Below are 13,644 nucleotides of genomic sequence, written 5' to 3'. Positions count from 1 at the left end.
AAATTTTCATGCGAATTTCAATTCGTGTGGAATCGTTTTAAATTCGCAGTATCTTGACGTCTATCTGTATTTAAGCTATTTTCTAAACTCAAGTAAATCCAGCACTATGCTTCACGAATCATCTTTGACGATTAACGTATTGATGGGTTAATCTATCCTCGAATCTTTTTCCAGCTTTTTGGTCTGTTTTGCGGAGAAGGTTTTTCCGAAATTGTAACTGAAACTCAATTTTGCATAGCGAGACTTCAATTTATTCACTGTTTCAATGCTAATCACATTGCCTAAACTGGAAATAGGTGCTTTTTGTAAGTTGAAAATATCCTCAATCGTCAGGGATATGTTTAACTTGTCCCGAAGCACTTTTTGTTGTAAACCCGTCGTGATATATCCTGTTCCCCCATATTGCATTTGAAAACTATTTCTTTTCGAAGCATAAAAGCCGAGTATTTGAACAGTAGTCTTTGGCAGAATATTAATAAAGGTGTTGATCGACCCACTAAAGTTGACAATCCCAGGTAACAAAATATCTGCTGTATTATTCGATCTGAAAGTCGGTCGTTGGGCCGATAAATATGTACTGACATTCACGCTGCTTCCAAATTTGTTTTGCGACATGACATAAGCTCCAATCTGGTTTAGATTATAATCATTATAATAGTTAAACTCTGGACTTCCAACCTCCTCATTATATCTTGAGATATAGGTAAACATATTCTTCGAGAAGTTTCCATATAAAGAAAAGATCAGTGAGTGGTTGGTATTCCACTTATGTGAATATTGCAAATCTAGTCTATTTGCAAAATATGGCTTCAACTGTGTGTTACCGTTGGTAAAATAGATAGGATTATTGGTCACCGCAAATGGATTGAGCATACTATAACCAGGGCGTTCGATTCTTCTGTTCCCCGATAAAGCAATGCTGTTTTTAAGGTCCTCGAAATCATAACGTACATTAAAGTTGGGAAATAGATTAAGATAGTTGTTTTTAATCTGTTCGTCAGTTGAAAGGGATCGTAACTTATAATCGAATGATTCTAGTCGCAAGCCTACATCGAAGGAGAAGTGTTTATATTTACCACTCAGAGAAGAATAAGCAGCAAGTATATTTTCGTTATATTGAACCTTATTTTCACTATTTGCTTCTCCTCCGACGATATTTCCATCTGTGGTCAGATTCTTAAAGAAGCTTTCTGTATTTGCACGGGCATATTTTACACCAAATTTTAGATCCGTACCCTTTCCGATGTTAGTTTTGTAATCTGTATTGAAGGTCCAGATTTCATATGGTCTCGTAATAATAAAATTTCTGCTATCATTTTCTGAGGAATTTATTTCCGTGTTAGAAAAATCATATGCCTTTCTCCAGAATGAAGTGTTATTCTCATTCGAGTATTTCGAATAATTCAGGCCGATTGAAAGCTTGTTTTTCTTTTTAAAATCTTTGTCGTAGATCAAATCGACGATATGGAAATTATTGTCTAAAAACATGAAGTCCCGCTGTTTAAGCTGCCTTTGAAATTCATCTTTCCGATTATAGATCGTGGCGTCTCGTTCATTTGGAAATTTACCATAAAAGCTGGCGTACCAATAATTAAAAGAGAGTGTACTTGTTGAATCAATAGTATAAAGTGTATTGATTTTCATGGAATGTGTCCTTTGGGATCTTTCACTAACCTGTTCTTGTCTATAGAGATAACTAGAATCAGGTAAGAAATAGTTTTTTATAAGATCGTTTCGTTTATGCAAATTTTCACTATATGAAAAATTATAACCCAATGAAATTTCAAACTTACTTTTTTTTAGATTTAAATTAAGCGATTGGTCCGTTCCCCAAAGGGTAGAAACACTTGTACTTGCCGACCCAAAGAAGCCTAAATTGGAATTTTTCTTAAGTCTGATATCTAACACACCTCCGTCTCCTGCGGAATCATATGCTGCGCCTGGACTGGTAAGCACATTAACAGACAAGACCTCGTTGCTCGGTAGAGATTTCAGGTAGTTCAATAAATCCTGCCCCCCCAAATTGACTTTTCGACCATTTATCAATACAGTAGCTCCCTTTCCGAGCAATTGTAATTTGCCTTCCATTTCATCAACGGTTAATCCCGGTACCTGCTTGAGCAGTTCTGCAATATTTGTACTATTGCCTAATATATTGTTTTCCGCATTAAATCTATACCCACCGGTAATCAGCTCCAAGGTAGGTCTCTTGGAAGAAATCGCAACCTCCTCAAGTTTATTGTCAATCTTATGAAGCCTTATAGTACCGATATCTATATTGCTTCCGCTCGGCGTTTCGATTCTTTTTATCTGAGGCTGAAAGCCAAGGTGGTTGATTTTTAGGTAAAATGAGCGCTGACTATAGGTTAATTGGAAGTCTCCGCTTTCATTTGTCACCACTGTTTTGATAGGGGTGCTGCTACTTTGATGATCCACCAGGGATATTGAAACTAAATGAACGGGTTCTTTTGTAAGAGAATCGACTACTTTGCCCGTAACAGTAAAGGTTGAATCGATGCGCGAAAGGATAATCCTATTAGATGAACTATGAGCTATGGCGAAAAGAAGCAGGCATGGGAAGAGTAGGGCAATTTTTTTTAAGACTTTCATGTAATTAAGGTTCTTGTGCAAAGTTTGATGACCATTGTTTGCAGTTAGTGACTATAGGTTAGTCGAGCTCAGGAAAAAAATGTTGCACGATTTATAATAAAAGCGATTACCAATTGGCACAAAAGTCTTTTTATAAGTAAAAGCAAGTCTCTGCCCGATATGAGTTTCAGTTGGTAAAAATCAAGAGTAGATAAGATTTATAGTCTATATTTATTCTAAAAATTTTCTTTTTTAAAATAATTAAAACAAATATGGTATATTTATGTTCTAAATAAAGTGTATGAAATATCAGCTTTTAAGAGAAATCATTGTATTAGTAGAGGAATTTGAACAGGAGAACGTAGATGGAATCTACAGTACCGACGCGGATGGATTTAAACGTTGGGTAGTGGCAAAAGAAACCGATGTTCTGGTCGAACCTGAATGGGACGGTAAGGAAAATGGGCGTAGTCCAGAGAGTGTGATCAGCACATTAATAGTGCATATGAATAGGTTTGCAAAAAGTTATTCAAAGGCAGCTATTTTGGAATCTGATTTTTCTACACAAGAGGAGTTTATATACCTTATAACCTTAAGGTCGTTTGGCGAGATGACAAAAATGGAATTGATCAGGCGGAATATTCATGAAAAGCCCGCCGGCATGGCGATTATAAATCGTTTGATCAAACAAGGATGGATCGGTCAGCAAGATTCAGAGCAAGACCGACGAAGTAAGGTGCTTTATATCACAGAAAATGGCTTATCGGCGTTGGATCGACAAATGGGAAAAATACGTCATGCTACCCAGATTGTTTCAGGTGATTTGACCTACAATGAAAAAATAACACTGATAAGTCTATTGGATAAATTGAGCAAATTTCATCAATTAATCTATGATAGAAATATTGCACCTGATAAATTGCTGGAACAAGTGAAGTTATAATTCAGTCCGAAGTGTAATAGGAATAGCTGGCTTTTTGTTGTCTTTTACACTTTTTGAAAAAGTCGCCTCCGAAATCTGATGATTAATAGGCAGATCAAATTATGGATATAATAAGATACTTTAATGCACACATTGTCCATTGCGGTAATGGAAGGTCCATCTGGATGTTGCCCTTGCATAGGGAGTTAAAATAAACAAAAATGAAAAAGAAGGTAGCAGTTATTGGTGCAGGTTTTTCGGGTCTTTCAGCGGCGGCCTATCTTGCGCAGGCAGGATACGATGTGCATGTTTTTGAGAAACATACGCAGCCCGGTGGAAGGGCGAGACAGTTTAGTACGACAGAAGGGTTTAGATTTGATATGGGACCGAGCTGGTACTGGATGCCTGACATCATTGAATCATTTTTTTTAGATTTTGGGTGTTGTACTGCTGATTTTTTTGAACTTGTATCACTCAATCCACAATTTGAAATGATATTTAACTCTGGACAGATTCGTGTACCTGAATCCTATCAGGAGTTAAAACAATTATTTGAACAGATCGAACCTGGGGCTGGTACGCAGTTGGATAGATTTATGGAAGCTGCAAAATTTAAGTATGAAGTCGGCATGCGGGATTTTGTGAATAAACCCTGTCACAATTGGGGCGAATTTCTCTCTCCAAAAATTGCACTTAGTGCTTTTAAGCTAGATTTGCTTTCTAATTTTAGATCCTATGTTGCCAAATATTTTAAGGACCAAAGATTGCGGACATTGATGGAATTCCCCGTTATATTTTTGGGCGCTTCACCCAAGGATATTCCGGCATTATATAGCCTGATGAACTACGGCGGTTATGCGCTTGGAACCCATTATCCCAAAGGGGGCTTTTTTCAGTTAGTACTGGCGATGCAGCAAGTAGCGGAGAGACAAGGTGTCACTTTCCATTTTGATCATAATGTTGATGCGTTAAATATTGAAAAGAATAAGATCACATCATTAGTTGTTAATGGTGTGAATCATCCATTTGATCTCGTGGTTGCATCGGCCGATTACCACCATATCGAAACACTACTTGCCAAGGAGTTGAGAAACTACGATGACGATTATTGGAAGAGCAGGACCTTTGCACCCTCAAGTTTGATCTATTACCTAGGGATGAAATCGTCCATTCCAAATCTAACGCATCACACACTGTTCTTTGAGCACCCGTTGGATGATCATATCGACTGTATTTATGGTGAAAAAAAGTGGCCTCAAAATCCGCTGTTCTATGTATGTTGTCCATCCAAAACGGATCCGCATGTTGCTCCTGCAGACAGTGAGAATCTCTTCTTATTAATGCCCTTGGCGACCGCTATCCCGGATGATGATGAAACACGTGAAAAATATCTAATTAAGATGTTAAAGCGTTTGGAAAAGCATACCGGTACAAAAAACTTATATGAACAGATTGTATACAAGAGGAGTTACTGTGTAAGCGACTTTATCAGCGATTATAATGCTTACGGGGGAAATGCTTATGGACTAGCAAATACATTGAAACAGACAGCAGTATGGAAACCCAAGATCAGAAATAAGAAAGTCCATAATCTTTTTTATTCAGGTCAGCTAACGGTTCCTGGTCCCGGTGTGCCTCCCTCCATTTTATCAGGGAAAATTGTTGCCAAAGAAGCCATTGAATTATATCGTAAAACATAAGACCATGAAAAAGCTATTTGATGAACTCGCTTATGAAGTAAGCAAAAAAACAACTGAAAAATATAGTACAAGTTTCTCGCTCGGTATTTTGGCACTCAAGCCCAGCATTAGGGCGAGCATTTATGCGATTTATGGCTATGTACGATTGGCTGATGAAATCGTGGACAGTTTTCATGGATATGATAAGAAGCGGCTGTTGGCGCGGTTATATCTCGAGACAAACTGTGCTTTAGAGGAAGGTATCTCATTAAATCCGATATTACAATCTTTTCAGGAAACGGTACATAAGTATGCTATCGACGTCGAGCTAATCCGCCAATTTCTGCATAGCATGGAAATGGACCTGAATAAAGTCGACTATAATTCTGAACGCTATAAAGAATATATCTATGGCTCGGCTGAAGTGGTGGGATTGATGTGTTTACAGGTTTTTACAGAAGGTAATAGACAGCGTTATGAGGAGTTAAAACCTTACGCTATGAAACTGGGCTCTGCATTCCAGAAGATAAACTTCTTGCGGGATCTTAAAGACGACTACCATGTTCTTGGTCGTACCTATTTTCCGAATTTGGATATGACTGTCTTTGATAATGCACTCAAAAGCCAGATTGAGGATGAGATACACAGCGAATTTAAGGAAGCGCTTTTGGGAATTAAAAAATTGCCTGCATCGGCAAAATTTGGCGTTTATCTGGCTTACAAATATTATCTTTCCCTGTTTTCGAAGATTCGAAAAAAGTCCTCAAAGGAGATTTTGGAAAGCAGGGTGAGGATACCAAATGCGCAAAAAGCCTATGTTGCTTTAAAAAGTTATCTGCGTTACAAAGCTGCTTACTTATAAAATAAAGCTATGAATTTTATTACTGTATTGGTCACTTTTATTGCTATGGAGGGCGCAACCTGGCTTATCCATAAGTATATTATGCACGGCTTTCTCTGGGTATTACATCGCGATCATCATGATCATAGCAATGCGGGCTTTTTGGAAAAGAATGATTACTTTTTTATCATTTTTGCTCTTCCCACCATCGCGTTGATGTATTTCGGTTCGTTAAGGGATTACAATTATCTGTTTTACATCGGATTAGGGATTATGCTCTATGGTATGGCGTATTTCTTTGTGCATGATATATTTATCCATCAACGCTTCAAATGGTTGAGTAAAACAAATAACCGTTACTTTTTGGCGCTTCGGCGTGCTCATAAACAACATCATAAACATTTAGGTAAAGAGGAGGGCGAATGTTTTGGTTTTTTATATGTTCCGATGAAATACTTTAAAATGTATACTAACAATGAAAAAATATGATGCCATATACTTACTCGCTTATCTTATTTTTTACGGTCGTAATCTGTTTTGTCGCATCCTTCGACAAGCGGCTTCGATTCGATCGTGAGTTTGTTCCATTCTTAAAGGCAGCGGCCCTTGTTGCTGTTTTTTTTATCGCTTGGGATGTCTGGTTTACCAGTAGGGGAGTGTGGTGGTTTGACACAAGGTACACCCTAGGCCTGGTTATAGCAGGCTTACCATTGGAAGAATGGTTATTCTTTATCTTCATCCCTTTTTCTTGTATTTTCACCTATTTCTGCATTGATAAATTTTTTAGATTACAATCGCTATCTGCCTTTAATAATATCGTAGTCTTTGTGAGTATCATTATATGTGCTGTGGTGGCACTTCGATATGCCGACAGAATATATACAGTTGTTACCGCTACTGTGACTATCGCGACATTAATGCTTTTTCACTTTGCATTTCGGATACAATGGATTACGCAGGCCTCTGTAGTCTTCACCTTGCTTATGTTGGGTTTTTTACCTGTCAATGGTATACTCACCGGAACAGGGTTGGATTCTCCGATAGTAAACTACAATCCCATGGAATTTATGGGGATCAGGGTGCTTACGATTCCGGTTGAAGATGCGGTGTACGGATACACCCAGTTTTTGTGGGTTCTTTACTTTTTTAAAAAATTTCAAAGCAGGCCTAAGAAACCCAATATATAAAGAAGGAATTCAGATTCACTGTATTGTCTAAAAAAATGGCAACTTAGTCAAAAATAGCTTCAGAAAATACTAGTTCAGAGGCCTTTTTTCTTACGACATTGCGAATTGCCTGTTAAAATAAAGCTTAGATAATTTACTCCACTTTTTTGAGCGTTATCATTTCGTTAGGCAATTTTTATTCTTTTATACATTTGATTTCATTAGTTTTGTCACTCATCCAACAATTGAGAATAACATTTAATGGATCACATCATCGCAGCTATACGAGCTCATTTCGATATAAAAAAAGAGCCTTTGGAAATATTGTTAAGCAATTTAACCATGCTAAGCGTTCCTAAAAAGACAAAACTAATACAGCCAGATAGAAGCGATAAGAACATTTATTTTGTCGAAAAAGGTATTGCCCGCGCCTACACCATACGCGATGGAAAAGAGGTAACCTCCTGGTTTAGCAAGGAGGGGGATTTACTTTATTCAACAAATAGTTTTCACGGATTTGTGTCAGGGTATGAGACTGAAACAGTACAGGTGCTCGAAGATTCACTTTTATATTATATGACAATAGATCAACTGGAAATGCTTTCCCGTGATTATATCGATATTGCTAACTGGATGCGATACGTCCACCAGAAAGCTTTTGTTGAGATGGAACGTCGGTTAGTCATCCGCTTATATCTCTCGGCCGAGAAAAGATATGAAGATTTTATGGTTAACCATGCAAAATTGGCCCAGCGGGTAAATTTGGGATATATAGCGTCTTTTCTTGGTATATCACATGTGACGTTATGTGCACTTCGAAAATAGCGCTATTTCTTTAACTACTTAAAAATTGTTCCGGGGTGGATTGTTTATTTTTGCATCTTAACCAACTATATTGAGTATGCAAATTTCTAATGCACATGTTGATCAGCAACGAATTGCCTGGGTAGATGTATTGCGTTTTATCGCAATATTCATGGTAATCGCCATTCATTGTTCAGATCCATTCAATGTATCGGCCGAAGCAGGGTCTAATCCAGATTTTAACTATTGGGGCTCCATCTACGGGGCGGCGCTAAGGGCCTGTGTACCTATTTTTGTGATGATTACCGGATTACTGTTGCTACCTGTGAAAATGAGTATGGGTGAGTTTTATAAAAAGCGTCTGTTGCGTATTACAGTTCCGTTTTTATTGTGGTCGGTACTTTACAACCTTTTCCCTTGGATAACAGGACTATTGGGACTTCCGCCAACGATCATTTCAAATGTATTTGCCTATGCTGCCAAAGATTCATCACAGTCGTTAGCAAGCGCACTTGTTCAAATTTCTTTAATTCCAATTAAATTCAATGTTTATACCGTACCCATGTGGTATATCTATATGTTGATCGGTTTATATCTTTACATGCCTTTCTTTTCCGCATGGGTTGAAAAGTCGACCTCTGGGCAGCAGAAGGTATTTTTGTGAATTTGGTTATGTACACTGGTTTTGCCTTATGCCTATTCATTTTTCTCAAAATAGCTATTTGGCCTTAGTGCCTGGAATACTTTTGGTACATTTTATTATTTTGCGGGTTTTAATGGGTATTTATTACTTGGGTATGTATTGACTCATCACCTAAAAACCTGGTCTTTTCCCAAGACATTTTTAGTGAGTGTACCTTTATTTATAATCGGCTTTACAATTACATATACCGGCTTTAAATGGATGGCTTCCAATCCGGCTGCCAGTGAAGATCAGATCGAGCTGTTCTTTTTATATTGTTCTCCTCAAGTATTCATGATGACTTTAGCCATTTTCTTGTTAGTACGTACTGTAAAGTTGACGTCGGTAAAGATGAGAAGCATTTTTTCAAATATTACAAAATGTGGCTTTGGCATCTATTTAGTACATTATTTTGTTGTAGGGCTTGGCTATTGGTTGGCCAATGTTCTTTCAATTCCAATATCACTAAAAATTCCTATGACTGCAGCCCTTGTTTTCCTAATTTCCTGGGGCTTTGTGGCTACTTTTTATACAATAATCCCGCGGGCATCAAAATGGATCTTCGGGTAAGGATAGCTACCTTGATCGCGCTATATGCCAATGATTGGGGAGCGATATTATGCATGTCTCTATTTCATTTAAAATAGCTCCAGCTATGAATACCAGTATTGGTACATCCTAAACACCGTTTGTAGGATAATCAGCGTTGTCTATTGCTTTACCCAATAAAAAGTCTTTGAAAAAATACCTTTATGAGCCACTATTTTTAACTTTTTTCCCTGCAGGTACATTTCGCAATTGCCCTTTTGTCCAGTGTCGTGGTTTTCCACAGTCCCTTTCCACTCATTTTTTTCAAAACGGACATTATAAAGTGTTGGACGGCCTTTGGGATCGAGACCAGAAAATTTTCCGTTGCTATAAGAGATGGTGATAATGAAGCCCTCTTCAGTTTTCCATTTACCTGCAAAATTATCATTAGAGGATTGTGCAACACTCATTATTGCCATGAAAATGATAGTAAGGGATGACAGTATTTTTTTCATATTTAATGATTTCATACTGCAAAGCAAATTAAAATAAACTGCAGTGTTTTTAAGATATCTTAAAAAATGAAATCAGTTACCTACTCGCGCGTATCACACTTAGTGTTTGCTGGGTAATGCCCAGATAGGAAGCAATGTGCCCTAGGGAAGCTCTTAGCAATATGCGAGGAAATTTGTCGATGAGATTTTTATAGCGTTGCTCGGCAGTCTGAAATTGTAATGCAAGAGTTTTATCGGATAACATACTAATCACTTGCAACGATACTTGCAGCCGGAAGTCTTTAAAAGCGGGTATGCTATTACAGAGTTCATCTAGTTTGCTATAGGGGATAATACGCAAATTTGCTTCCTCCAATACCTGTTTACCATAGGGATGAGGACGGTCGAAAAAAACACTTTCAAAAGATACCAGGAAATTATTCTCGTCGAAAAAATAATGGGTGATATCTTTTCCATCTAAGTTATAAAAAGCGCGTAGTAATCCTTTTTCAATAAAATAAACATTTTGGTGGTGATTATCTGGATGCGCCAGTATAGTACCTTTTGCAAAAGTTTGTTTATTAAAGGCTTCGTCGATAGCTTCGCATTCGGCGTTGTTCAATTTTATGTGCCTTAGTAGATAAGATATGAGTTCCATTTATTTCAAATATAGAAAAATACAGCAGGCTGCCCATGGCTCCTTTCTATATTTATTCTAATAGTCTCCAAGTCCATCAGGAAGTAGATAGATTAATTTTACTTTTGGCAAAAAAAATGTGAAATGCAAGCTCAAGATTGTTTCAGTCCTCGCCAAGTATCCTGTTTTGTCGCAGTCCTGTAACGACTGACGTTAATAATACAACGCTATAAGCCCACATGAGCCAAGAACCAAATGTTGCAGCTCGGCTTGACGGCATATTGGGAAAGATCTGTTCAAAAAATTGAATAGCGAATGTATCGAGAATCATTCCTGGCAATACCAATAGCACTCCGGCCACTATATTTTCAAAACCTGAAAGTTTAAATCTTTTGAAAGTTACGATTGAGATCAAAATCAATGTAGGAATTACTGCTAGATATAAACTGGTTAGTATACCGGCTGAATCTGCAATAAAAAAGAATTGTCCCGCAAATCGGAAAGCCAACGTTGCCAAAAACCAAATTAAAAATCCGATAGCAAGAACTGGTAAAATAAACGTTTTTTTCATTTTTAAAATTTTGACAAAGGTACTATACGACAAACGCTACTTTCGAGATTCATCTAGAAGAAAATTCTATGTTGAGTAATAACATGATAGAAATTTTTGTAAATCTCTGGACTTGTGCAATGAGGAATTTTGATCAGCGAATGTAATGAATATCCCTTCCATTAGTTTATCAAGTTAGCTAAAGTTGATATTGGCTGACAAATATTCTTTGCAGACTTGATTAAGATTAACTAGCTGGAGATAAAGCTACAATAAATAGCTCATATTGTATATATCAATTATGAATTCTACGAATGATGACATCGGGAAATTTGATGCCATTTATCTAAGTTTTTTGGGTAAATTGGATTTTTCTGAAACCCCGATTTTAAAGGAACAAAAATTTTTCTTTATGATGTACACGAAACATAATCTTAGCTACTTCTTAATCCTTATTTTGTTTTTTTGTATTGTAGCTGCAGGAAAGGCTCAGGTGCTACCATTCTATAACGTTACACCTTTGGAGGACGATGATTATTTTACAAAAACTGTTTTTTCATTCAATCCTGCTTTTATGAAAAGCAATAAAGTAAAAAGCATTCTACTGCAGAGTGAAGAGAAGATTGGTATGAAATATATTTACAGTTTTAACACTGACGGTATGGTGGTAAGTATGACGAGCATACGATATAATAACGAAAAACCTGATACCGCTTTTTATACCAGATATTTTTATAATTTAAACGGACTCATCGATAAAAAAGCAAGGATAGATTATTCCAATGGCATCGTAAAAGTGAATAGCTTCCAATACAATAAGAATAATAAAATTGATATCATCCGAACCTTCACATTGAATGCTCAGATGCCAAATAGGCCACAAAACAATGATTGGCAGGGAAAGCAATTTCCCAGAGCGGACAACATGATTTTAGAAGGCGCCTTACCTGACGAAAGCCTTTGGAAGAAAATTACAGCGAATAATGATTTTTCTTCCATGCAATATCGTTACTATACCGAAAACGAATTCGAGGCAGAAGAACGTACCGAATATTTCAATTTTAGTAAAAATAGCGGCGGTTCAGATACGTGTTATCAAAAAAAGACGTATTACTATTTGAAAGGGCATCCGGTAGTGTTGTTTCTACATATTGCTGTGCTGTCGAGAAAACACCATCTGAATTGTATCAATTCAAAGACGGACTTTTGGTACAGCTCACTGATGCACCTTCTTCCCCTGATCCCAAAACAGAAAAGTATGTCTACGACCAAAACCGAAACCTGAAACTAATGGAAGATAGTTGGAACGGACGAAAAGTAAGTGAACTGGGAATGAGTTATGATGAAAAAGGCTTTGTGGTTTCCATACAGCGAAAGTCGGATGCTGCTAAGGCTCATTATTTTGAAGATCGCATTCTAAAGGCAATTTATAGTTTTTACTAACTCAATAACCATTGCTTCTTTTCCATATTCCATTTTCATCGAGAATTTTTAAATAACTTTTAGGCGACTCATCTGATTGACAACATTGAACCAGTTGATCGGTTAAGGCAGTTAGAAAGTCAAAACAAATAGAAAAGTCCTCTTTTGAGTTATAAAAGCCACCCCACTCATTTAAGCTCCAACAAAATATATCGCCCCTGTCGGTCGTAATCGAAATCACGATGTTAGGGGTATCTACGTCTTTTTTTTTGTAGTAATCATAGTTTTCCCCTCCCAACAATGATATTTCACGGGCAGGAATGTTGATTGCACTTATGTCGGAAAATAAAACCGAACCAAAACAGGCACTTGTAAATCCGTCCTTATTCAGCGTTACTATTTCTGTCGATTGTCGTTCGGAAGTCGTTTTAAATAGTTTATAAATAGCTATTAAGAGGAACGGAAATAATATCAGTAACAACCAGCTCGAGAGATCATGTGCAGGGCGTACAAGAAAAAGGGTAGTTGTTAGTGTAATAGCCAATAAAACCGTAAAAAACCAAACAAGAATGGCTGAGGTTTTGCTGCGGTTATTAAAACGAAATTGATAGCTCTTCATCGTAAGTTGAATTTCTAGTAAAAAACCATAACCTTTTATAATAAATATATGGATATTTTGTTGGTAATTAGTGAATTGCATGTAAATTGCTCTTGGGTTACATACTTTTATGAATGAGATCGATGAAATGTTATCCCTATATGGGCTGAGCGAAAAGCGCAGTATTTTACGCTTGCTCGATGATTTTCAGGACGAGGCGGAAATTAAAGAATATTGCTGGAAGGTTTTGAGAACTTACCCTGACCTTAAGAAAGAAGCCTGGTTAATTGGACTGGAAGGGGGCGATTATATCTACAGTTTTGATGGACATTACGTTTTCATCACGGATGATATCTGGAGTTTTAATTTAATCGCGAGGAAACCAGTACTAAAGTTGCTGGTAGAAAAGATAAAAGCCTTAAAAGCATCAGGTGAATGATAGACTTCGAAGTTCAATAACCTGTAAATAAGATGTCTTCGTTGTTGGATGTTATAACCAACTTATCATCGATCGTAAGGGCTGCCGATTTATTAAAAAAATAATTAGTTGAATAGCTTCAACGGGCTGTTTCCTGCTTATTAAATTTTGGCAGCGTTAAATTATCGGATATATATTACTCTTGTTACCCTTATAATAAAAATTTTCTTTCAATTTATTTTTGTATATTTATAAACCTCCCTACGTGCAGCACCTTGTCAAAGATACAAGAAGATCGTATGCAAGGACTTCAC

The 13,644-nt window shown here is 37.0% G+C and carries 16 protein-coding genes; 11 read left to right on the top strand and 5 right to left on the bottom strand.

The genetic code is table 11. From position 1 onward, the window contains the following. Positions 1–147: 147 nt before the first annotated feature. Positions 148–2,610, bottom strand: coding sequence for an outer membrane beta-barrel family protein (locus tag CBM24_RS20170; RefSeq protein WP_088162474.1), 2,463 nt, complete (start codon positions 2,608–2,610; stop codon positions 148–150). Between the two features lie 280 nt (positions 2,611–2,890). On the opposite strand from CBM24_RS20170, the gene CBM24_RS20165 reads away from it, so the two are divergent. The 8 genes from CBM24_RS20165 (at position 2,891) to CBM24_RS27610 (ending at position 9,253) form a co-directional block, all read left to right on the top strand. Then, positions 2,891–3,532, top strand: a complete 642-nt coding sequence (locus CBM24_RS20165; RefSeq protein ID WP_088162473.1) for a MarR family winged helix-turn-helix transcriptional regulator — start codon at positions 2,891–2,893, stop codon at positions 3,530–3,532. A gap of 200 nt (positions 3,533–3,732) precedes the next feature. Continuing rightward, positions 3,733–5,211: a phytoene desaturase family protein gene (locus CBM24_RS20160; protein WP_088162472.1), complete on the top strand. Its 1,479-nt coding sequence runs from the start codon at positions 3,733–3,735 to the stop codon at positions 5,209–5,211. A gap of 4 nt (positions 5,212–5,215) precedes the next feature. Continuing rightward, entirely contained in the window at positions 5,216–6,052 is an 837-nt protein-coding gene (locus tag CBM24_RS20155; RefSeq protein WP_075994923.1) for a phytoene/squalene synthase family protein, read from the top strand. Between the two features lie 9 nt (positions 6,053–6,061). Then, positions 6,062–6,520: a sterol desaturase family protein gene (locus tag CBM24_RS20150; protein WP_075993729.1), complete on the top strand. Its 459-nt coding sequence runs from the start codon at positions 6,062–6,064 to the stop codon at positions 6,518–6,520. After that, positions 6,517–7,218 carry a lycopene cyclase domain-containing protein gene (locus CBM24_RS20145; protein ID WP_088162471.1) on the top strand — a complete coding sequence of 234 codons (702 nt, stop codon included), beginning with the start codon at positions 6,517–6,519 and terminating at the stop codon, positions 7,216–7,218. Before CBM24_RS20150 ends, CBM24_RS20145 begins: the two co-directional genes overlap by 4 nt. Before the next feature lie 240 nt (positions 7,219–7,458). Further along, positions 7,459–8,022 (top strand): Crp/Fnr family transcriptional regulator, encoded by a 564-nt coding sequence (locus CBM24_RS20140; RefSeq protein ID WP_088162470.1) that lies wholly within the window; start codon positions 7,459–7,461, stop codon positions 8,020–8,022. A 76-nt stretch (positions 8,023–8,098) separates the two neighbouring features. After that, positions 8,099–8,665, top strand: coding sequence for an acyltransferase (locus CBM24_RS27615; RefSeq protein ID WP_198385970.1), 567 nt, complete (start codon positions 8,099–8,101; stop codon positions 8,663–8,665). Between the two features lie 183 nt (positions 8,666–8,848). Next, positions 8,849–9,253 carry a hypothetical protein gene (locus CBM24_RS27610; protein WP_198385969.1) on the top strand — a complete coding sequence of 135 codons (405 nt, stop codon included), beginning with the start codon at positions 8,849–8,851 and terminating at the stop codon, positions 9,251–9,253. Positions 9,254–9,393: 140 nt separating this feature from the next. Here the strand turns inward: CBM24_RS27610 and CBM24_RS20130 are convergent, their stop codons facing one another. From CBM24_RS20130 to CBM24_RS20120, 3 genes are all read right to left on the bottom strand, one after another. After that, on the bottom strand, positions 9,394–9,726 hold the full coding sequence (locus tag CBM24_RS20130) for a hypothetical protein (protein ID WP_157698551.1): 333 nt from the start codon (positions 9,724–9,726) through the stop codon (positions 9,394–9,396). Between the two features lie 76 nt (positions 9,727–9,802). Continuing rightward, positions 9,803–10,327, bottom strand: coding sequence for a Crp/Fnr family transcriptional regulator (locus CBM24_RS20125; protein ID WP_157698550.1), 525 nt, complete (start codon positions 10,325–10,327; stop codon positions 9,803–9,805). A 178-nt stretch (positions 10,328–10,505) separates the two neighbouring features. Then, on the bottom strand, positions 10,506–10,913 hold the full coding sequence (locus CBM24_RS20120; RefSeq protein ID WP_075993724.1) for a DUF5367 domain-containing protein: 408 nt from the start codon (positions 10,911–10,913) through the stop codon (positions 10,506–10,508). Between the two features lie 280 nt (positions 10,914–11,193). Here CBM24_RS20120 and CBM24_RS20115 point away from each other — a divergent pair, with 280 nt between their 5' ends. After that, on the top strand, positions 11,194–12,177 hold the full coding sequence (locus CBM24_RS20115; RefSeq protein WP_088162467.1) for a hypothetical protein: 984 nt from the start codon (positions 11,194–11,196) through the stop codon (positions 12,175–12,177). Between the two features lie 5 nt (positions 12,178–12,182). Then, a complete protein-coding gene (locus CBM24_RS27410) occupies positions 12,183–12,335 on the top strand; it encodes a hypothetical protein (RefSeq protein ID WP_157698549.1) in 153 nt (50 codons plus the stop codon). A gap of 1 nt (position 12,336) precedes the next feature. Here CBM24_RS27410 and CBM24_RS20110 read toward each other — a convergent pair whose 3' ends face one another. Continuing rightward, positions 12,337–12,933: a hypothetical protein gene (locus CBM24_RS20110; RefSeq protein ID WP_157698548.1), complete on the bottom strand. Its 597-nt coding sequence runs from the start codon at positions 12,931–12,933 to the stop codon at positions 12,337–12,339. Positions 12,934–13,042: 109 nt separating this feature from the next. Here CBM24_RS20110 and CBM24_RS20105 point away from each other — a divergent pair, with 109 nt between their 5' ends. Further along, complete coding sequence (locus CBM24_RS20105) at positions 13,043–13,351, top strand: hypothetical protein (protein WP_088162465.1); 309 nt, start codon at positions 13,043–13,045, stop codon at positions 13,349–13,351. Positions 13,352–13,644 lie beyond the last annotated feature (293 nt).

The organism is Sphingobacterium sp. G1-14, assembly GCF_002196555.1.
Taxonomy (GTDB): Bacteria; Bacteroidota; Bacteroidia; order Sphingobacteriales; family Sphingobacteriaceae; genus Sphingobacterium; species Sphingobacterium siyangense.
Note: the sequence above shows the minus strand (reverse complement) of the source record. Positions and strands in the feature narration are given on the sequence as shown.

Excerpts from the sequence above, each read along its gene's own strand:
- CBM24_RS20160 (WP_088162472.1), top strand. The coding sequence starts at position 3,733 with ATGAAAAAGAAGGTAGCAGTTATTGGTGCAGGTTTTTCGGGTCTTTCA.
- CBM24_RS20110 (WP_157698548.1), bottom strand. The coding sequence starts at position 12,933 with ATGAAGAGCTATCAATTTCGTTTTAATAACCGCAGCAAAACCTCAGCC.
- CBM24_RS20170 (WP_088162474.1), bottom strand. The coding sequence starts at position 2,610 with ATGAAAGTCTTAAAAAAAATTGCCCTACTCTTCCCATGCCTGCTTCTT.
- CBM24_RS20145 (WP_088162471.1), top strand. The coding sequence starts at position 6,517 with ATGATGCCATATACTTACTCGCTTATCTTATTTTTTACGGTCGTAATC.
- CBM24_RS27615 (WP_198385970.1), top strand. The coding sequence starts at position 8,099 with ATGCAAATTTCTAATGCACATGTTGATCAGCAACGAATTGCCTGGGTA.
- CBM24_RS20105 (WP_088162465.1), top strand. The coding sequence starts at position 13,043 with ATGAATGAGATCGATGAAATGTTATCCCTATATGGGCTGAGCGAAAAG.
- CBM24_RS20150 (WP_075993729.1), top strand. The coding sequence starts at position 6,062 with ATGAATTTTATTACTGTATTGGTCACTTTTATTGCTATGGAGGGCGCA.
- CBM24_RS20115 (WP_088162467.1), top strand. The coding sequence starts at position 11,194 with ATGAATTCTACGAATGATGACATCGGGAAATTTGATGCCATTTATCTA.
- CBM24_RS20165 (WP_088162473.1), top strand. The coding sequence starts at position 2,891 with ATGAAATATCAGCTTTTAAGAGAAATCATTGTATTAGTAGAGGAATTT.
- CBM24_RS27410 (WP_157698549.1), top strand. The coding sequence starts at position 12,183 with ATGGAAGATAGTTGGAACGGACGAAAAGTAAGTGAACTGGGAATGAGT.
- CBM24_RS20120 (WP_075993724.1), bottom strand. The coding sequence starts at position 10,913 with ATGAAAAAAACGTTTATTTTACCAGTTCTTGCTATCGGATTTTTAATT.
- CBM24_RS20155 (WP_075994923.1), top strand. The coding sequence starts at position 5,216 with ATGAAAAAGCTATTTGATGAACTCGCTTATGAAGTAAGCAAAAAAACA.
- CBM24_RS20140 (WP_088162470.1), top strand. The coding sequence starts at position 7,459 with ATGGATCACATCATCGCAGCTATACGAGCTCATTTCGATATAAAAAAA.
- CBM24_RS20130 (WP_157698551.1), bottom strand. The coding sequence starts at position 9,726 with ATGAAAAAAATACTGTCATCCCTTACTATCATTTTCATGGCAATAATG.